Raw genomic sequence first — 20,836 nt, forward strand, 5'->3', positions numbered from 1 at the left:
AGATTTTGCCTACCTTATTATTGATATTTTACTATCTTTACTATAAACTTAAATAAGAATAGGAGTGGTAATTATGAAGAAGCAAACAAGACAAAAAATGATATATGTAATTACTATAATTTTAGCTATCATGTTTTCAATGAGTTTATTAGTATCATTGATATAGGTAAGGAGTGTATCTATGTTTTTAAAATCCCTAGAAATAAGAGGTTTTAAATCTTTTGCAGATAAAACCCAATTAAAGTTTAAAAAAGGAGTAACAGCAGTAGTAGGTCCAAATGGTAGTGGGAAAAGTAATATATCTGATTCTGTAAGATGGGTTCTAGGTGAACAAAGTGTAAAAACACTTAGAGGTGGAAAGATGGAGGATGTAATCTTTGCAGGAACTCAGTATAGAAAACCAGTTGGACTAGCTCAAGTCTCACTTACACTAGATAACTCAGACAATTCATTGGATACGGATTATTCAGAGGTAACTGTTACAAGAAGAATATTTAGATCGGGTGAAACGGAGTATTTAATAAACAATCAAAAATGTAGGTTAAAAGACATTAATAATTTGTTTATGGATACAGGTATAGGTAAAGAGGGATATTCACTTATTGGACAAGGTAAAATAGAAGCTATATTAAGTGGTAAAGCAGAGGATAGGAGAGCTTTATTAGAAGAAGCTGCAGGTATAGTTAAATTTAAATCAAGAAAAGAAGAAGCAGAAAGAAAGCTATCTAATACTGAAAATAATTTGGTTAGAATAAGAGACATAATATCAACTTATGAAGAGAGAATAGAACCATTAAAAATAGAGAGAGAAAAGGCTTTAATGTATAAAACTTTGGCAGAAGAGCTTAAAGTTAAAGAAGTTTCTGTTTTAGTTAATAACATAAAAAGAATTGATGAAGAAATTAATGGAATAAGTGAAGATATAAGTGATAGAAAAATTGATATAGAAGATAAAAGAAATAAATTACATAAAGACAAAGAAGAACTTCTACTATTAGAAAATAAGATAGAAGAATTAGAAAGTAAAAATAACACAGAAAAAAGTGAATATTATACTAAAAAAGAAGAATTAAATCAAAGTCTAAAAAATATAGAAATATTTAAAGAAAGAATAAAAAATTTAGAGGAAGTAATAAAGAGGGATTCATCAGAAGTAGAAGCTTTAGAAAATAGTTTGAAGATTTCTATAGAGGAAAAGAATCTTTTAGGTAAGGAATTAGAAGAAAAGATAAAAGAACAATTACAAAGAGAAAATGATATTAAGAGACTAGAAAAAGAAGTACAAGATTTAAATAGAGAAATTAAGGAATTAGAGAATAAGATTCAACATTTTAAGGATGAAGAATTTGAGCTTTTAAGAAAGACATCAGAAATAAATAATAATATATCTCTATTAAATAAAGAAATCTTAAATAAAGAAGAATTAGGAGCAAATGGAGAAAATACTTTAAAGACTATTGAAGGAAATATAAGTATTAACTTAGCCACTATTTTAGGGCTTAATAAAAATATTGAAGAAACAAGAAAAGTAAGAGAAAAAATAAAAAATAGTATACTAGAAAATAAGAAAAAACTTTCTAGTTTGAGCAGTTCAGCAACAAGAAAAGAAAGTCTTATAAGAGAAGTATCTAGAAATATTAGCATTTTAGAAGGTAAGTTAACTACATTAAAAGACTTAGAAAAAAGTTATGAAGGGTATCAATTATCTGTAAAGAGATTGATGGAAAGAATAGAAAATGGACAGGTTTCTTACGGAAAAGGTACTAAGGTCTTAGGTGAGATATTTACTGTTAATAAAGAGTATGAGACTGCTATAGAAATAGCGTTAGGTGGATCTATTTCAAACATAATAACAAAAGATGAAAATGTTGCAAAGCTATTAATAGATTATCTAAAGAAAAATTCTTTAGGAAGAGCTACATTTTTACCTTTAAATATTATTAAAGGTAATAGATTAATGGTTTCTGAGAATATAAAAAATGTTCATGGATTCTTAGGATTAGCATCTGATTTAATTAAGTTTGATAGCAAATTTAGGGAAATAATGGATTATTCTTTAGGTAAAACAATAATAGCTAGGGATATGGAGAGTGCCTTAAAAATATCTAAACTTGGAAATCATAAACTAAAAATAGTTACTTTAGATGGAGAAGTGATCAGTCCAGGAGGAGCTCTTACTGGAGGTAGCATATATAAGAAAAATAATTCAAGTATTTTAGGAAGAAGAAGAGAACTTCAAGAGCTAGAAGAAAATATATCAAAAAGCAAAGAAAGATATTCTTCAGAGCAGGAATCTTTAAATAAAATAAAAGAAGAAATAAAAGTGATAGATGAAGAAAATCTAAATAAAAGTGATGAAGTTCATGAAAAGACAATTGACATAACAAGATTTGAAAGTGAAATTAAAGCATTAGAAAATGAAGGCTTAAAGCTTAAAAATTCTTTTGAGGTTTCAAAGAAAGAATTATCTTTAAATAAAGAAACTTTAAATAGATTAAGAGAAGAAATAAAGATAAAAGAAGAGTTATTAGATAAATTAAAAGAAAATAATTCAAGCAATAAAAATGAGTCACAAAGCTTACAAACTTTATTGATTGAAAAGAAGGAAAACTTTGATAAAATAAAAGATGAAGTTATACAAATAAAAATAAATAAAGCAACATTAGACGAAGTAGTTTATGGAAAAGAATCAGAAATAAAAAGAAAAGAAAAAGAAGAAAAAGAAAAAGAAGAAAAAATATTAAAGCTTAAAGCCGAAAATACTGAAAAGGAAAAAAACATAAACTATTTAAAAAATCAAATAGATGAAAAAGTGAATTTAATAGATGAAATCAATAAGAGATTAAATGAGCTTGAAGAGATATTTAAGTCTGATGAAGTAAGAAGAATAACTTTAAAAGATAAGTTAAAAATAAAAGATGGGGAAACTAATGAATTAATAGAAACATTAAGAAATCTAGAAGGTGAATTAAGCAAAAGAGAAATAGTATATGCTAAAATAGAAAGTGAAAGAGAAAATCATTATAAAAGATTGAATGAGGAATTAAATTTAACTTTAGCAGAAGCTGTTGAAATTGCGTTAGATATAGAAAATCTTTCAAATGTTAAGGATGATATATTTAAGTTAAAAGCTAAAATTACTGCACTTGGAACAGTGAATTTAGCAGCAATTGCAGAATATGAAGAAGTCTGCGAAAAGTATGAGTTTATGTCTGCTCAAGAAGAGGATTTGAATAAAGCAAAAGATGAGTTAATGACTGTTATTAATGAAATGACTTCAAAGATGCAAGAATTATTTAGAGAAAACTTCAAAATATTAAATAAAAACTTTAATGAAACATTCAAAGATTTATTTAAAGGTGGAAATGCAGAGCTTATTTTAGGTGAAGGTGATGAACTTACAGCTAATATTGAAATAAATGTTCAACCACCAGGCAAAAAGCTTCAAAATATAAATTTAATGTCAGGTGGAGAAAAAGTTCTTTCTGCTATAGCACTTTTATTTGCAATTTTAAAGATGAAGCCAACACCATTTTGTATATTAGATGAAATTGAGGCTGCCTTAGATGATGCAAATGTATATAGATATGCAGAGTTTTTAAAGGAATTTTCTGAGAATATACAATTTATAGTTATTACGCATAGAAAAGGTACTATGGAAGCAAGTGATGTTATGTATGGAGTAACTATGGAAGAGAAAGGAGTTTCAAAAGTAGTTTCTGTTGACTTAAGTAAAGATAATTAGGAGGTAAACTATGGCCATATTTGGAAAAATATTTGATAATTTAAAATCAGGACTTTCAAAGACTAAGGATGCACTAACAGATAAAATTAATGAAACATTAAAACTAGCTATTACTATAGATGAGGATTTATATGAGGAATTAGAAGAAATTCTAATTATGTCTGATATAGGAATGGACACAACATTAGAAATTATAGATAGACTAAAAGCTAAAATTAGAAAAGAAAAAATTAATGATCCAAGTGAAGTTTATCCAGCTTTAAAAGCTGTAATAAAAGATATACTACTTGAAGGAACAGAGGAAAGAGAAGAGAATTTAAGTTCTGAAAAGAAGGTGTTGCTTGTAATAGGTGTTAATGGAGTTGGTAAGACTACTTCTATAGGAAAGCTTGCTGCAAAGAATAAAGAAGAAGGGAAAAAAGTATTACTTGCAGCAGCAGATACATTTAGAGCAGCTGCTATAGACCAATTAGAAGTGTGGAGTGAAAGAGCAGGAGTAGACATAGTAAAGCATATGGAAGGCTCTGATCCAGCAGCAGTAGTATTTGATGCTGTAAGTGCAGCTAAATCAAGAAATATAGATTTGTTAATATGTGATACTGCTGGAAGACTTCACAATAAGAAAAATCTTATGGACGAATTATCTAAAATAGGTAGGATAATAGATAGAGAATTTAGTGATGCTTCAAAAGAAACACTTTTAGTTTTAGATGCAACCACAGGTCAAAATGCAGTGATTCAAGCAAAACAATTTATGGAGGCTTGTCCTATAGATGGAATTATCTTAACTAAGCTAGATGGAACAGCAAAAGGTGGAGTTGTAATTTCTATTAAAAACACTTTAAACATACCAGTTAGATATATAGGTGTAGGAGAAGGAATAGATGATCTTCAAGAATTCGATGCAGAAGGATTTGCAGAAGCACTGTTTTAACAATTGATAATGGATAATTAATGTAGAAATTCATTTGAATCTGAATTTCTATAAAATAAATTTTATAATTCAGCTTTGCTGAATTATTTCAATAATTGTCAATTGATGATTATTAATTGTACATTTAAAAATTTTGAACAAAATTTTTATTGGGTGTTAAGTAAAAATACTTGACAGTGTAGAATTGTTTTGTTAAAATCTCTTTTGTGGGTAAGGTGATGAAATGGAAGATAGGGTTGAGATTTCATTATTAATGGATTTATATGGTCCATTATTAACAGAGAAACAGTATAAAATTATGGAGCTTTACTATAATGAGGATTTATCCTTAGCTGAAATTGCTGAATTGAATAACACGAGTCGTCAGGCTATCCATGATTTAATAAAGAGATGCTATAAACAATTTCTATCCTATGAAAGTAAACTTAATTTACTTAAAAAAAGTTTTAATCAAGAAAAAATAATTATAAGTCTTCTAGAGGATTTAAAAAATAAATACTCAATATCTGAAGATGATTATAATAAATATAAAAGTATATTAGAAGATTTATAAGATCATAGGAGGGATTAACGTGGCTTTTGAAGGTTTATCCGATAAGTTGCAGGAAGCTTTTAAGAAGCTTAAGAGCAAAGGAAAGCTAACTGAAAAAGATATAAAAGAAGCCATGAGAGAAGTGAAACTTGCGTTACTTGAAGCTGATGTTAACTTTAAAGTAGTTAAGAAGTTTATTTCAAGCGTCAGTGAAAAGTGTGTTGGAAATGAAGTTTTAGAAAGCTTAACTCCAGCTCAACAAGTTATAAAAATTGTTAACGAAGAACTTACTAATCTTATGGGAGGTAGTGAAAGTAAATTAAACTTTAACTCCGTAGGGCCAACAGTTATAATGATGGTTGGTTTACAAGGGGCAGGTAAAACCACAATGAGTGGAAAACTTGCACTACAACTTAGAAAGCAAAATAAGAAACCTCTTTTAGTAGCTTGTGATATATATAGACCAGCAGCTATTAAACAATTAGAGGTAGTTGGAAAGCAAATAGATATTCCAGTTTTTCAAATGGGTGATAAAGTAAATCCTGTTGATATTGCAAAAGCAGGTATAGCTCATGCAAGGGAAAATGGAAATAATGTAATAATAATAGATACAGCAGGTAGACTACACATAGATGAAAATCTTATGGAAGAATTGAAATCTATTAAAGAAGAAGTAAATCCTCAAGAAATATTACTTGTAGTAGATTCAATGACAGGTCAAGATGCCGTTAATGTTGCTGAAAGCTTTAATAATTCATTAGATGTGTCTGGTGTTATATTAACTAAGCTTGATGGTGACACAAGAGGTGGAGCAGCTTTATCAATTAGAAGTGTTACAGAAAAACCAATTAAGTTTATTGGTGTGGGTGAAAAAATGAGCGATTTTGAAGTTTTCTATCCAGATAGAATGTCTTCAAGAATATTAGGAATGGGAGATGTCCTTTCATTAATAGAAAAAGCTCAGCAAGCCTTTGACGATAAGGAAGCACAAGAATTAAGCTCAAAAATGCTAGAAAATGATTTTACTTATGAAGATTATTTAACAGCAATGGAGCAAATGAAAAAACTAGGATCTTTAAGCAAGATAATGGAAATGGTGCCTGGTATTCCAAAGGAAGTGAAAGATATAGACTTTGATGCTGGTGAAAAACAATTAGGCAGAGTAAAAGCTATAATTCACTCAATGACACCAAAGGAAAGAAGAAATCCAAAGCTTATAGCTGGATCATCTTCAAGAAAGAAAAGAATTGCTAAAGGTTCAGGTACATCATTACAAGAAGTAAACAAACTCATTAAGGGCTTTGATATGATGAGAAAGCAAATGAAACAAATGAAGTCATTTCAAAAGAAATCTAAAAAAGGATTCCTTGGTAAATTACCTTTTATGAGTTAATATAAACTAAACTTTTAAAGGAGGTGAAACAACATGGCAGTAAAAATCAGATTAAGAAGAATGGGTGCTAAGAAAGCTCCTTTCTATAGAATAGTAGTTGCTGATTCAAGAGCACCAAGAGATGGTAGATTCATCGAAGAAATAGGATACTACAATCCTTTAACTGAACCAGCTGAAGTTAAAATCAATGAAGAAAAAGCTACTAAATGGGTACAAAATGGAGCTCAACCTACAGATGTAGTTAAGAGACTTTTTGCTCAAGCAGGATTAAATAAGTAATTTTTAGGAGGTGAACTCTGTAATTACTATAATTACAGGTGTTTATGAAGGAATTAATTGAAATTATAGCTAAATCCCTTGTGGATAATCCAAATGAAGTTCATGTAAATGAAATCGAAGGAGAGCAATCAATTATTCTGGAACTAAAGGTTGCTCCTGCAGATATGGGAAAAGTAATTGGTAAACAGGGAAGAATAGCAAAAGCTATTAGAACTGTTGTAAAAGCAGCAGCAATGAAAGAAGACAAAAAAGTAGTAGTTGAAATTATTGATGTAAAGAGTTAGGGTAATCCTAACTCTTTTTAAACATGCAATTACTATATTTAAATACTTAGGTTTATAGATTTATTGTAATATTTCTAATGTATCTATTAAAGATTATAGAAATATTAGAAATATTAGAAATACTAAATTTAAATTAGTGTTTTAACTTTAGTATATATGGACAATACTAAGCTAAATAGATAAATTAAAATAAATAATTTAATAAAAAGAGGTGCTAAAATGAGGGATATTTTAAGAGTTGGGAAAATAGTAAACACTCATGGATTAAAGGGAGAAGTAAAAGTTATAGCTTTGACTGATGATCCTAAAAGATATAATGATTTAGACTTTGTATTAATAGATGGAGTAGAAAGAAAAATTCAAGGTTGTAAATTTCAAAAAGATAGAGTGATAGTTAAAATAGAAGGAATTGATTCTATAGAAGAAGCAGAAAAATATAAAAATAAATATATGGAAATTCCAAGAGAATATGCAGTTCCATTAGAAGAAGATACATATTATATTGCAGATATAATAGGATGTAATGTTTATGATACAGAAGGTAAATCTTTAGGGGAGGTTTATGATGTAATACAAACAAAAAATAATGATGTTTATTGGATAAGAAAACCTAAAGAGTTATTAATACCTGTTCTTTTAGATATAGTTACAGATATAGATGTAGAAAATAGAAAAATTACAATAAAACCAGTAGGAGAATGGCAAGATGAAGATTAATATTCTTACATTATTTCCTGAAATGTTTGATATATTTAATCACAGTATAATAGGAAAGGCTAAAGAAAAAAATCTTGTAGAAATAGATGCAATAAATATAAGAGATTTTACATTGAATAAGCATAAAAAAGTAGATGATTATCCTTATGGTGGAGGGGCAGGAATGGTAATGACCCCTCAACCATTAGTGGATTCTATAAGGCATTGTAAAAAAAATAATAAAGGAAAAGTTATTTTTCTTGGACCAAGAGGAAAAACTTTTAATCAAGGGATGGCACAGAAATTAGCAGAAGAAGATGAGCTTATATTTATATGTGGTCATTATGAGGGAATTGATGAAAGAGTTTATAAATATATAGATTTAGAAATATCATTAGGAGATTTCATATTAACTGGTGGTGAAATGGCAGCAATTCCAGTGATTGATTCCATATTAAGATTAAAAACCGGAGTCTTAGGAAAAGAAGAAAGTTATATAGATGAATCTTTTTCAGATGGATTATTAGAATATCCACAATATACAAGACCAGAAGACTTTGAGGGAGATAAAGTTCCAGATGTGTTGCTTTCAGGACATCATGAAAATATAAGGAAATGGAGAAGGGCTCAGTCTCTAATAATAACTAAAAGAAAAAGAGTGGATTTATATAATAAAATAACTCTCACTAAAGAGGATAAAAAAATACTAGAAAAGTATAAATAAATTGTTGAAATATAACATAACTTATGTTAAAATAAGCTTTGTGTTAGTACGGGCGGTCCTCTGTCAAGTGTTTGTTAAGAACGTCTAATATAAATTTAAGGAGGGACTACACAATGAACGAAATAATAAGAGCTATTGAAGCAGAACAAATGAGAACTGATCTTCCAAATTTCAACGTAGGGGATACTGTTAAAGTTTACGTTAAAATTAAAGAAGGTACAAGAGAAAGAGTACAAATGTTTGAAGGAACAGTTATTAAGAAGCAAAACGGTGGATTAAGAGAAACTTTCACTGTAAGAAGAGTTGCTTACGGAACTGGAGTAGAAAGAACTTTCCCAATTAACTCTCCAAGCATTGATAAAATGGAAGTTGTAAGAAAAGGTAAAGTTAGAAGAGCTAAGTTATTCTACTTAAGAGATAGAGTAGGTAAGGCTGCTAAAGTTAAAGAATTAAACGTTAGATAATTATCTAATGATTAAGTAAGGGACTTTTATAAGTCCCTTTTTCTTTACTTTTTATTTATAAAAAAAGTAAACTTTTCATTATTGATATACAAGAAAATATAAATGGATATAATACAAAATAGTAAGTAGATAAGGAGGAATTTTAATATGCCTACAATTAACTGGTTTCCTGGACATATGAAAAAAACTCAAAGAGAAATAAAGGAAAACTTAAAACTGGTAGATGCAGTTATTGAAATTAGAGATGCTAGAATACCAAGAAGTTCAGCAAATCCTGATATAGATAAGCTTTGTGAAGGAAAACCAAGGGTTATACTTTTAAATAAAAGTGATTTATCAGAATCAAAAGTAACAAAAATGTGGATGAACCATTTATCTTCAGAAAATGTAAAAGTTATAGAGGTAAATTGTTTAATAGGAAAAGGATTAAATCAAATTAAACCAACTTTAGATTTATTATTAAAAGAAAAGCATGATAGATTAAAGGCTAAAGGTTTAGTAAAAATACAAATGAGAGTTATGGTAGTAGGGATACCTAATGTAGGTAAATCTACATTTATAAATAAGATGGCTAAAAATAATATAGCAAAGACAGGGGATAGACCTGGAGTTACAAAGAGTAAACAATGGATTAAAACTAAGATGGATATAGAAATGCTAGATACACCTGGAGTTTTATGGCCTAAGTTTGAAGATGAAAAAACAGCTCTTAATTTAGCTTTTACAGGTGCTATTAAAGATGAAATCATGGATATAGAAGAACTTTCATTTAATTTAGTAAAAAGACTTCAAAGTTTTTATGGTGACAAATTAAAGGAAAGATATAAAATTGAAGAAATGAATGGAGATCCATTAGAAACACTAAATAGCATAGCAAGAAAAAGAGGATGCTTAGTTAAGGGTGGAGAAATAGATTATAATAGAATAGCTGTAATTCTTTTAGATGAGTTTAGAGGTGGGAAAATAGGTAATATTTCACTTGAGCGTCCAAATGATATAGAAGAGCTAGAGGAGTAATTTAATGGATTTATTAAATAAGGATATAAAATCTTTAAGTTATAAAGAAATAAAACATTATGTAGATGAGATAAATATACTTGAAGAAAGATATAACGCAGAGCTTGTATATTTAATTGATAAACTAGCTTTAGATGAACGGAAAAATGTTAAAGCACTAGGTGGAAAATTACTTAAAGAAAAGAAAAAGATAGAAAAAGAAGTTCAAAGAGTAAAATCAATGTATAATTTTGATAAAGGATTTGGAAAACATACATATATAGCTGGAGTAGATGAAGTTGGAAGAGGACCACTTGCAGGCCCTATTGTAGCTTGTGCAGTTATATTGGATTTAAATGTAATAGAAGATGAACTTATACTTTGGTTAAATGACTCCAAGAAATTATCAGAAAAGAAAAGAGAAGCTTTAGCAGAAATAATAAAAGAAAAAGCTTTAGCATACTTTATTTCAGAAAGCTCAAATGATGAAATAGATGAAAAAGGTATAGCTTATTGTAATAATAATATATTCTTAGAAGCTTGTACATCTATGAAGATTAAACCAGAGCTTGTTTTATCAGATGGATATTTAATTAAGGGAATTAATATTCCAAATAAATCAGTAATAAAAGGTGATGCAAAATCAGCATCAATAGCTGCTGCATCAATATTAGCAAAGGTATATAGAGATAATTTAATGAAGGATTATTCAAAGGAATATCCACATTATGCTTTTGAGGAAAATGCAGGGTATGGTACTAGTAAACATATTGAAGGTTTAAAAGAATTTGGAGCATGTAAAATACATAGAAGATCATTTTTAAAAAATATACTTTAAGTCAAATTTATAATATAGAGGGCAGTCTTAGAAATCTATTTAATGTAAAATTTAATTTCAGTAAATTTTATTGCCTTGAAAAAGTTAATTTCTTTTCTATAAAGGGGGTCGCGTTTCACGACCTTCTTTTATGCTTTGATTTTAAACTGTTAATTTTACTTAGTAAAAGGAGTCTTTAGATTTAAATAGAAATTTTTATCTATTAGTTATATATGTATAAAAATAAATATTTTAATGTTTTAATAAAATTTCTCCTATGGAAAATCACATAAATTAATATCTCATTATTGGTTAGTATCAAAATTCATTTTGATGCAGAACCTTATATAATTATTTTATTAATAGCCTCGAAAAGCATCTTTGGTGTGTTTTAGTATATAAGATTCATTATTTTTATTAAAGTAAATTTCAACAACATCAAATCTACAATTGTAATCAAATAGCTTTCTTGTAAGTAAATAAAATTTACATAAATTAATTATTTGTCTTTGTTTTGAGTAGGTAACAGCTTCACATGGTAAGCCATAGTTATAGTTGTACCTACTTTTTACTTCCACGAATATTATTAAACCATCATGTCTACATATCAAATCTATTTCACCATATTTATTTTTAAAATTCTTATTTAATATGTAATATCCCTTTGATTTTAAATAAGATGAAGCTAAATCCTCACCATAAAAGCCAATACATTTATTAAATTTACTCATAAAATACCACCATTAATTTAAATAAAGTTAATAATTATAGAAAATTATTATCACCTTATAATATTGACAAAAATAATATATTAAATCATAAAAAATTAATGTTTAATAATTAAATTATAATGTCAATAATGTTTAAGAGGTGATAATTATGTCAATTGAAATAATAAGTGCAACACATAATGGACTTGATGGAATACTTATAAATGTTGAAGTAGATATTAATAAAGGAATGCCAAGTTTTACTATAGTAGGTCTTCCTGATGCTTCCATAAAAGAATCAAAGGAAAGAGTAAGGTCTGCTATAGTTAATAGTGGTTTTGAGTTTCCACTAGGAAGAATTACTATAAATTTAGCACCAGCAGATATCAAAAAGATAGGTTCATTACTTGATTTACCTATAGCTCTTGGCATACTTATGAAATCAAATCAAATAATTAACAAAAATTTAAAAGACTTTATAGTTTTTGGTGAACTTTCTTTAGGAGGAGATCTAAAAGAGATAAAGGGAATACTTCCGATAATATTTGAAGGTGAAAATAATAAGAAAAATAATTTTATTTTTCCTTTAAATAATTTAAATGAATTGAGATCCTTTAATATAGGTAATTTTTATCCTTTTAGAAACTTGAAAGAAGTTATTTCATTTATTAATAATGAAGATTTATTACCATTTAGTTTTGTAGATAAAGTTAAAAAGTCTAAGAAAATATATTTAGATTTTTCAGATATAATTGGGCAAAAAACATCTAAAAGAGCAATGGAGATAGCAGCTGCGGGTAAACATAATATATTGCTTTATGGATCTCCAGGTTCAGGAAAGACAATGCTTGCAAAGGCATTACCATCGATACTACCACCTCTTACTTATAAGGAAGAAATGGAAATTGCAAAGATATATAGTGCATCTGGTATATTTTCAGGTGAAGATGGGATAATTAGACCTTTTAGAAATCCGCATCACACAATAACTAAAATAGCTTTGGTTGGTGGTGGAAAAGAAGTGAAGGCAGGGGAAATAACTCTAGCACACAATGGAGTACTTTTTTTAGATGAAATATTAGAATTTAAAAGAGATGTATTAGAAGTCTTAAGAGAACCATTAGAAGAAAAAGTTATTAATATTAATAGAGTTAATGGAACATATAAATTACCTTCTAATTTCTTGCTTGTTGGAGCTTTTAATCCTTGTCCATGTGGACTTTACTTAGGAGGAGTAGATGAAAATAGATGTGTATGCTCTGAAAATGAAAGAAGAAAATATTTAAATAGATTATCAAGAGCGCTTCTAGATAGAATTGATTTATTAAATTACGTACCTAGATTAAAGTATGAGGATATATCAAGAAAAAATGATAATTTAAGTTCTGATAAGATGAAAATAAAGGTATTAGAAGCGAGGGAAATACAAAAAAATAGATATAAAAATAGTGAATATAGCTATAATTCAGAGGTGAGAGGAAGAGATTTTGAGTATTTATTTAAAATTTCAGAAGGTGCAAAAAATTTATTGAAGATATGCTATGAAAGATATAATTTAACTATGAGAGGATATGATAAAATAATAAAAGTTTCTAGGACGATTGCAGATTTAGAAGCTTCAGATAAGATATATGAACATCACGTCTTTGAGGCTTTGGGATATAGAAAAAATGTGGATGGAGAAATAATTTAAATAAAGGTGGTTATTATGAAAAATGACGAATTATGGTTTATTTTAACTAGTATATCTAACGAGAAGAAATTATTACTATTAGAAAAATATGAAAATGAAAGCAATATAAGGAATCAGAAAAATGAAATAAGAGAATTTCAAAAGATAAAGGATAAAGATATTTCTGAAGAGAAAATTAGTAATTTTAATAATTACATAAATAGTAATGGAATAGGATACATTACAATTAAATCAAAGGAGTATCCAGAAACTTTAAAGCATATTGAAGAACCACCTTACGTACTATTTTATAAGGGGAATTTAGAATTACTAATGGGAAGTTTAGCAGCTGTAATAGGAGCTAGAAAATGTACTCAATATGGAATAGAAATAGCTAAAATTATGGGAAGAGAATTAAGTGAAAATAATATAACTGTTGTAAGTGGATTAGCAGCTGGAATAGATTCGGTAGCACAAAATGTTGCCTTAGAATATAGTGGTAAGACTATAGGAATATTGGGATGTGGAATAGATATAGTATATCCAAAATGTAATAAATTCTTATATGAGAAAGTTATAAGAGAAGGTTTATTAATTTCAGAATTTTTACCTAAAACTCCACCTATGTCATATAATTTTCCAAGAAGAAACAGAATAATAAGTGGAATAAGTGATAAAGTAATAGTAGTAGAGGCAACTAAAAAAAGTGGTACTCTTATTACTGTAGATTATGCTTTAAGTATAGGTAAAGAAATAATGGCAGTTCCGGGACCGGTGATAAATGGTAATAGCGAAGGATGTAATAAATTAATAAGAGATGGAGCGAAGCCATTTACTGGAATGGAAGATTTATATGATTTTTTTAATATAAAAAAAGATATTAAAGAAAAAAATGAAAATAATGGATATAAGGAGTATCTTTTAAAGGTTATAGATAATGAACCAAAGCACTTAGATGATATAATAGAATCTGTAAATGTTGACAGAAAGGTATTATTTGAGTTATTATTTGAAATGCAAAATAGAAATGAAATTATTTGTCTTCCAGGCAATTATTATGCAAAATCATTATAAATTTAAGGGGGTGTAAACTCCATAAAAATTACTGGAGTTTTTATGTATGGGACAAAATCTTGTAATAGTAGAATCACCTGCAAAGGCTAAGACTATAGGAAAGTATCTTGGTAAGAATTATATAGTAGAAGCATCTATGGGACATGTAAGAGATTTGCCAAAAAGTAAATTAGGCGTTGATATAGAAGATAATTTTAATCCAAAATATATAACTATAAGAGGAAAAGGTGAACTTTTAAGTAAGCTTAAGAAGGCAGCTAAGAAAGCAGATAAAATATATCTTGCAACTGACCCTGACCGTGAAGGTGAAGCGATATCATGGCATTTAGCTAATATTTTAAATATTTCAGAAGATGAAAAATGTAGAATAGTATTTAACGAAATTACTAAAACTGCTGTAAAATCATCTATAAAGGAAGCAAGAAAAATAAATATAAATTTAGTGGATGCACAACAAGCGCGAAGAATATTAGATAGGTTAGTTGGTTACGAAATTAGCCCTATATTATGGAAAAATATAAAATGGGGATTAAGTGCTGGAAGAGTTCAATCAGCAGCCTTAAAACTTATATGCGATAGAGAAGAAGAAATTAATCGCTTTGAGCCTAAAGAGTATTGGAGTGTTGATTGCATAGCAACTAAAGATAGAAAAAAGTTTCCAATAAAATTATCACAGTATAAAGGTAAGAAGATTGAAATAAATACTAAAGAAGAAAGTGATGAAATAATAAAGGACTTAAAAAAAGATAAGTTTATAGTTACTAAGGTTAAAAAAGGAACAAAGGTAAAAAATCCATTGCCACCTTTTACAACTAGTACACTTCAACAAGAAGCATCAAAAAAATTAAATTTTATGACTAAAAGAACTATGTCTATAGCTCAAGTACTATATGAAGGTGTAGAAGTTAAAGGATATGGTACAGTTGGATTAATAACTTATATGAGAACTGATTCAGTTAGAATTTCAGATGAAGCACAAGGAAAGGCTTTAGAGTTTATTAATTCGAACTTTGGAGAAGATTATGCACCAAACTCTCCAAGAATATATAAGGGAAAGAAAAATATTCAAGATGCTCATGAGGCTATAAGACCATCTATAATTGATATTACTCCTGAAATTGCAAAGAACTCTTTAACTTCAGAGCAATATAAATTATATTCATTGATTTGGAATAGATTTATGGCAAGTCAAATGGCTTCGTGTGAATTGAATACTAATAACATAGAAATTAAAAATGGAGATTATAAGTTTAGGGCAAGTGGATCTACTATAAAGTTCGAAGGATTTATGAAACTTTATGAGTATTTAACTGAAGAAGATAGTGAAGAGGTTTCATTACCTAAGTTAGAAGAAAATGATGAATTAAATAAAGTCGATATAGAAGGAAAGCAACACTTCACACAGCCACCAGCACGTTATAGCGAAGCATCATTTGTAAAATTACTAGAAGAAAAAGGGATTGGAAGACCGAGTACTTATGTTCCTACAATAACTACAATATTAAGTAGGGATTATATAAAGCGAGAAAAGAAAACATTATTTCCAACAGAACTTGGCTTTATAGTTAATAATATGCTTAGCGAATATTTTAAGCAAATAGTAGATGTTGATTTTACAGCTGAAATGGAAAGAAATCTCGATCATATAGAAGAAGGTCAAGAAGAGTGGAGAAAAGTAGTTGGAGAATTCTTTGAGCCATTAAAAATTGCAATAGATAAGGCTGAGAAAGAAGTATCAAAGGTTGTTATAGAAGATAAGGTAAGTGATGTTCCATGTGATAAATGTGGTCGCATGATGGTAATAAAGCATGGTAGATATGGAGATTTCTTAGCTTGCCCAGGATATCCTGAATGTAAAAATGCAAAACCTATTGTTGAAGAAATAGAAGCTCCTTGTCCAAAATGTGGAGGAAAGTTATTAGCTAAGAAAAGTAAAAAAGGTAAGAAGTTCTTTGGTTGTGCTAATTATCCGCAATGTGATTTTGTTAGTTGGAACGAGCCGTTAAAGGAGAAGTGCCCAGATTGTGGAGCTTATATGGTTCTAAAATATAGCAAAACAAAAGGAAGTTACGCACAATGTTCTGATTCGAATTGTAACAAGACTGTTAACTTAAATAAAGAAAATAATGAGAATTAATAAATAGAAATCAATTACAGTTTGATAAAGTATTAAAATAAGCAATTTTTCAAGTGTAATGTCGAAAAGCGTAAAAAATTTGTTGAAAATAAGTACTTCCTATGTTAGTATAAATAAGTAATTAAGATGTTTTGAGAAAATTTAATCAATTTTAAATTTTCAAAAAATTTAACAGGCTTTATTTATAGGAGGAAGATGGGATGTCATCATTATTAAATAAGACAAGAATGTTGAATAAGATACTGCAAAAATCCGGTACAGATCCTGTAGCATTTGAAGACATATGTTCTTTATTAAGTGAAGTACTATTATGTAATGTCTATGTGGCAAGCAGAAAAGGTAAGATTCTTGGATATTCATTTTCAAAAAGTTTTGAATGTGATGTTATGAAAAATCAGGTTATAGATGAAAAGAGATTTCCAAAAGATTATAATGATAATTTATTAAATGTTCATGAGAGTATTGCTAATTTAGCTAATAAAGGTTTATGTGTTTTTGAAAATCAAGGAAATTGTATTATGGAAGATAAGATTAGTACAATAGTTCCTATAATTGGAAATAGAGAAAGGCTTGGTACTTTAATTCTTGCAAGATTTGGTGAAGAATTTACAGACGAAGATTTAGTTTTAGCTGAATATAGTGCAACTATAGTAGGTATGGAAATACTAAGATCAAAGCAATTAGAAATAGAAGATGAAGCAAGAAAGAAAGCAGTTGTACAATTAGCCATAGGAACTTTATCATACTCAGAGCTTGAAGCTGTGGAACATATTTTTGGTGAGTTAGAAGGAAACGAAGGATTACTAGTTGCATCAAAAATAGCTGATAAAGTTGGTATAACAAGAAGTGTTATAGTTAATGCACTTAGAAAGTTTGAAAGTGCAGGGGTAATAGAGTCAAGATCTCTTGGAATGAAGGGAACGCATATAAAAATATTAAATGAAAAGCTATTAGATGAATTAAAAAAGATAAATTAACATAAACTAAAAGCGTCAAGTTACTTGCTGTAATTTGGCGCTTTTAGAATTTATAAGAAAAGTCATAATAGTTTATATAAAAATATTTAATAATGAAAGAAAAATCATAAAATAAAAAATAGAAAAATAAATTGAATTTTCTTATAATGTAAAAGATATTTAATTTTACATTTATTGATTTTTAGATGAAAAAAATGTTGCTACAACATTTAGCTTATGTTATACTAACTAAGGTAAATAAATACACACATTATCAGATTTATAAAGATGGTGCCTTATTTAAGGAAACTTTATAAGAAGGTGATGGAGGAAAAAACCAGGAGGTAACAGAATGTCAGTTATATCAATGAAACAATTATTAGAAGCAGGTGTACACTTTGGACACCAAACAAGAAGATGGAACCCTAAGATGGCTCCTTATATATTCACAGAAAGAAATGGAATATATATAATAGATCTTCAAAAGACAGTTAAAAAAGTAGATGAAGCTTATAACTTCATAAAAGAAGTTGCAGCAGAAGGAAAAGATATCTTATTTGTAGGAACTAAGAAACAAGCTCAAGAAGCTATCGAAGAAGAAGCAATAAGATCAAACATGCACTTCGTTAATAACAGATGGTTAGGTGGTATGTTAACAAACTTCAAAACTATCAAAACAAGAATTAACAGATTAGAGACTTTAAAGACTATGGAAGAAGATGGTACATTTGAAGTTTTACCAAAGAAAGAAGTTATAAAGTTAAAAGGCGAAATGGAAAAGCTAGAAAAGAACTTAGGTGGAATTAAGAACTTAGATTCTACTAACATAGGTGCTATATTTGTAGTTGATCCAAGAAAAGAAAAGAACGCTATTTCAGAAGCTAAGATATTAGGAATACCAGTAGTAGGTATAGTTGATACTAACTGTGATCCAGAAGAAGTTGATTACGTAATTCCAGGAAATGATGATGCAATCAGAGCTGTTAAATTAATAACTGCTAAAATTGCTGATGGTATAATCGAAGGAAGACAAGGCGAACAATTAGCTGAGTAATAAAATTAAAGGGTAGGTGAGTTAACTCATTTACCTTTTGACCTAAATAATAAGGTTTACATTAAGTTAGGAGGAATTTACATTATGATAACTGCTCAATCAGTTAAAGAATTAAGAGAAAAAACTGGTGCAGGAATGATGGACTGCAAAAAAGCTTTAACAGAGGCTCAAGGAGATATGGAAAAAGCTATTGAAATATTAAGAGAAAAGGGTCTTGCTGCTGCTGCTAAGAAAGCAGGAAGAGTTGCTGCTGAAGGTATAGTAAAAACTTACATATCTGAAGATAAGAAATCAGCAGGTATAGTTGAATTAAACTGTGAAACAGACTTCGTTGCTGCTAATGAAGAATTTGTAACTTTTGCAGATAGATTAGCTCAAATGGCATCTACAACTTCTGCTGCAACTGTAGAAGAGTTTGTTGCTGAAAAATATGATGCTGAAAATACAGTTTCAGAAGCACTTACTGCTTTAATAGCTAAGTTAGGTGAAAACATGACTGTAAGAAGATTCAACAAGTTTGCTGTAGTAAATGGTGTAGTTGAAAGTTACATCCACGGTGGTGGAAGAATCGGTGTTGTTGTTGAATTAGGATGCGATGCTGATAATACTGCTGTTTTAACAGAAGTAGCAAAAGACGTTTGTATGCAAGTTGCTGCTGCTAACCCAACATTCTTAAGCAGAGAAGATGTAGATCAAGAATCTTTAGAAAAAGAAAAAGAAATCTACAGAGTTCAAGCTTTAAATGAAGGAAAACCAGAAAACATAGTTGAAAAAATGGTAATGGGAAGAATTCAAAAATACTATAAAGAAGTTTGTCTTTTAGATCAAGCATGGGTTAAAGATGGCGATAAGAGCATAAGCAAATACCTTCAAGAAAAATCAAAGGAAGTTGGTTCTCCTATAACTATCAATAAGTTCGTAAGATTCGAAAGAGGAGAAGGTATCGAAAAAGCAGAAGATAACTTCGCAGAAGAAGTAGCTAAGATGACTAAGTAATACAAAGGAGGACACATATGTGTTCTCTTTTTTTAGGAAGTAACCAAATAATATATGGAGGTACTAAGAATGGATAAATGTCAATATAAGAGAGTAATTCTTAAGGTTTCAGGAGAAGCTTTAGCAGGGGTAAATGGATTTGGATTTGATTTTGATATAATAAAAAGAATTACATTAGAAGTTAAAGATTTAGTAGACATGGGAATAGAAGTAGGATTAGTAGTAGGTGGAGGAAACATCTGGAGAGGAAGAAGCGGAGAAGGAATGGATAGATCACAAGCAGATCATATGGGAATGCTTGCTACATGTATAAATGCTTTAGCGCTTCAAGATTCACTTGAACAAAATGGAGTAATGACAAGAGTTCAAACTGCTATAGAAATGAAAGAAATTGCTGAACCATTTATAAGAAGAAGAGCAGTGAGACATTTAGAAAAAGGTAGAGTAGTTATATTTGCAGCAGGAACAGGAAATCCATATTTTTCAACTGATACTACAGCAGCTTTAAGAGCAGCAGAAATTGAGGCAGATGTTATACTTTTAGCTAAAAAAGTTGATGGAGTATATGATAAAGATCCATATAAGTATTCAGATGCTAAAAAATATGATACACTTACTTATATAGAAGTACTTGAAAAAGGCTTACAAGTAATGGATTCAACTGCAACTTCATTATGTATGGATAACAATATTCCAATCTTAGTATTTGGATTAGAGGAGCCAGGAAATATAAAGAAAGCTATTTCTGGTGAAAAAATAGGAACATTAGTTTCATCTAAAAAATAGGAGGTTTTTATGATTAAGGATATTATTCAAAAAGCAGAAGAAAAAATGAAAAAAACTATTTCTGTATTAAAATCTGATCTTTCAACTATGAGAGCTGGTAGAGCTAACCCAACAATGCTTGACAGAATACAAGTTGATTATTATGGTAGTCCATGTCCATTAAATCAAGTAGCTAATATTTCAGCACCAGAACCAAGAGTTTTAGTAATTTCACCTTGGGAAAAAAGTTTAATGAAAGAAATTGAAAAAGCTATACTTACTTCAGATTTAGGAATAAACCCATCAAATGATGGTAGCGTAATCAGATTAGTGGTTCCGGAATTAACAGAAGAAACAAGAAGAAATCTTGTTAAAAATGTTAAGAAAACAGGTGAAGAAGCAAAAGTTGCTTTAAGATCTATAAGAAGAGAAGCTAATGATAAGATTAAAGCGTTAAAGAAAGATGGAGAAATAACTGAAGATGAACTTAAAAATTCAGAAGAAAAAGTTCAAAAGATAATAGATTCTTTCGTTAAAGAAGTAGATACAATAATTGTGGCAAAAGAAAAAGAGATTATGTCAATTTAAAACCTGCCTTTAGCAGGTTT

The 20,836-nt window shown here is 28.8% G+C and carries 20 protein-coding genes; 19 read left to right on the top strand and 1 reads right to left on the bottom strand.

The features are described 5' to 3' along the window. Positions 1 to 181: 181 nt before the first annotated feature. The 11 genes from smc (at position 182) to J2Z25_RS01845 (ending at position 10,885) form a co-directional block, all read left to right on the top strand. Positions 182 to 3,745, top strand: coding sequence for a chromosome segregation protein SMC (gene smc / locus J2Z25_RS01795; RefSeq protein WP_209737880.1), 3,564 nt, complete (start codon positions 182 to 184; stop codon positions 3,743 to 3,745). Positions 3,746 to 3,761: 16 nt separating this feature from the next. After that, positions 3,762 to 4,679: a signal recognition particle-docking protein FtsY gene (gene ftsY, locus J2Z25_RS01800; RefSeq protein WP_035285739.1), complete on the top strand. Its 918-nt coding sequence runs from the start codon at positions 3,762 to 3,764 to the stop codon at positions 4,677 to 4,679. Positions 4,680 to 4,902: 223 nt separating this feature from the next. Next, the gene (locus J2Z25_RS01805; RefSeq protein ID WP_008678372.1) at positions 4,903 to 5,232 is read left to right on the top strand and encodes a putative DNA-binding protein; all 330 of its coding nucleotides are present in this window, start codon (positions 4,903 to 4,905) and stop codon (positions 5,230 to 5,232) included. Between the two features lie 19 nt (positions 5,233 to 5,251). Further along, a complete protein-coding gene (gene ffh / locus J2Z25_RS01810) occupies positions 5,252 to 6,604 on the top strand; it encodes a signal recognition particle protein (protein WP_209737881.1) in 1,353 nt (450 codons plus the stop codon). Between the two features lie 33 nt (positions 6,605 to 6,637). Continuing rightward, positions 6,638 to 6,883, top strand: a complete 246-nt coding sequence (gene rpsP / locus J2Z25_RS01815; protein WP_008678375.1) for a 30S ribosomal protein S16 — start codon at positions 6,638 to 6,640, stop codon at positions 6,881 to 6,883. A 44-nt stretch (positions 6,884 to 6,927) separates the two neighbouring features. Then, entirely contained in the window at positions 6,928 to 7,167 is a 240-nt protein-coding gene (locus J2Z25_RS01820; protein ID WP_008678378.1) for a KH domain-containing protein, read from the top strand. 219 nt (positions 7,168 to 7,386) lie between these two features. After that, positions 7,387 to 7,884: a ribosome maturation factor RimM gene (rimM, locus tag J2Z25_RS01825; RefSeq protein ID WP_008678380.1), complete on the top strand. Its 498-nt coding sequence runs from the start codon at positions 7,387 to 7,389 to the stop codon at positions 7,882 to 7,884. After that, positions 7,874 to 8,587, top strand: coding sequence for a tRNA (guanosine(37)-N1)-methyltransferase TrmD (trmD, locus tag J2Z25_RS01830; protein ID WP_008678382.1), 714 nt, complete (start codon positions 7,874 to 7,876; stop codon positions 8,585 to 8,587). Before rimM ends, trmD begins: the two co-directional genes overlap by 11 nt. 113 nt (positions 8,588 to 8,700) lie before the next feature. Then, positions 8,701 to 9,051 carry a 50S ribosomal protein L19 gene (rplS, locus tag J2Z25_RS01835; RefSeq protein ID WP_008678384.1) on the top strand — a complete coding sequence of 117 codons (351 nt, stop codon included), beginning with the start codon at positions 8,701 to 8,703 and terminating at the stop codon, positions 9,049 to 9,051. Between the two features lie 147 nt (positions 9,052 to 9,198). Next, positions 9,199 to 10,068: a ribosome biogenesis GTPase YlqF gene (gene ylqF, locus J2Z25_RS01840; RefSeq protein ID WP_209737883.1), complete on the top strand. Its 870-nt coding sequence runs from the start codon at positions 9,199 to 9,201 to the stop codon at positions 10,066 to 10,068. Between the two features lie 4 nt (positions 10,069 to 10,072). Then, positions 10,073 to 10,885, top strand: a complete 813-nt coding sequence (locus tag J2Z25_RS01845) for a ribonuclease HII (protein WP_209737885.1) — start codon at positions 10,073 to 10,075, stop codon at positions 10,883 to 10,885. 338 nt (positions 10,886 to 11,223) lie between these two features. Here J2Z25_RS01845 and J2Z25_RS01850 read toward each other — a convergent pair whose 3' ends face one another. Further along, entirely contained in the window at positions 11,224 to 11,595 is a 372-nt protein-coding gene (locus tag J2Z25_RS01850; protein WP_008678390.1) for a YraN family protein, read from the bottom strand. 148 nt (positions 11,596 to 11,743) lie between these two features. Between J2Z25_RS01850 and J2Z25_RS01855 the strand changes: the two genes are divergently transcribed. From J2Z25_RS01855 to frr, 8 genes are all read left to right on the top strand, one after another. Continuing rightward, the gene (locus tag J2Z25_RS01855) at positions 11,744 to 13,267 is read left to right on the top strand and encodes a YifB family Mg chelatase-like AAA ATPase (RefSeq protein ID WP_209737887.1); all 1,524 of its coding nucleotides are present in this window, start codon (positions 11,744 to 11,746) and stop codon (positions 13,265 to 13,267) included. A gap of 15 nt (positions 13,268 to 13,282) precedes the next feature. Further along, positions 13,283 to 14,320: a DNA-processing protein DprA gene (gene dprA / locus J2Z25_RS01860; RefSeq protein WP_209737889.1), complete on the top strand. Its 1,038-nt coding sequence runs from the start codon at positions 13,283 to 13,285 to the stop codon at positions 14,318 to 14,320. Positions 14,321 to 14,366: 46 nt separating this feature from the next. Further along, positions 14,367 to 16,457, top strand: a complete 2,091-nt coding sequence (topA, locus tag J2Z25_RS01865; RefSeq protein WP_209737891.1) for a type I DNA topoisomerase — start codon at positions 14,367 to 14,369, stop codon at positions 16,455 to 16,457. A 200-nt stretch (positions 16,458 to 16,657) separates the two neighbouring features. Then, positions 16,658 to 17,434, top strand: coding sequence for a GTP-sensing pleiotropic transcriptional regulator CodY (codY, locus tag J2Z25_RS01870; RefSeq protein ID WP_008678396.1), 777 nt, complete (start codon positions 16,658 to 16,660; stop codon positions 17,432 to 17,434). A gap of 331 nt (positions 17,435 to 17,765) precedes the next feature. Further along, on the top strand, positions 17,766 to 18,467 hold the full coding sequence (gene rpsB / locus J2Z25_RS01875) for a 30S ribosomal protein S2 (protein WP_008678397.1): 702 nt from the start codon (positions 17,766 to 17,768) through the stop codon (positions 18,465 to 18,467). Positions 18,468 to 18,551: 84 nt separating this feature from the next. Then, complete coding sequence (gene tsf / locus J2Z25_RS01880; protein ID WP_209737893.1) at positions 18,552 to 19,463, top strand: translation elongation factor Ts; 912 nt, start codon at positions 18,552 to 18,554, stop codon at positions 19,461 to 19,463. A gap of 69 nt (positions 19,464 to 19,532) precedes the next feature. Further along, positions 19,533 to 20,249 carry a UMP kinase gene (gene pyrH, locus J2Z25_RS01885; protein ID WP_008678399.1) on the top strand — a complete coding sequence of 239 codons (717 nt, stop codon included), beginning with the start codon at positions 19,533 to 19,535 and terminating at the stop codon, positions 20,247 to 20,249. Between the two features lie 9 nt (positions 20,250 to 20,258). Next, complete coding sequence (frr, locus tag J2Z25_RS01890) at positions 20,259 to 20,816, top strand: ribosome recycling factor (RefSeq protein WP_008678400.1); 558 nt, start codon at positions 20,259 to 20,261, stop codon at positions 20,814 to 20,816. Positions 20,817 to 20,836 lie beyond the last annotated feature (20 nt).

Origin of the sequence: Clostridium tertium (assembly GCF_017873245.1) — a bacterium.
Classification (GTDB): Bacteria; Bacillota; Clostridia; order Clostridiales; family Clostridiaceae; genus Clostridium; species Clostridium tertium.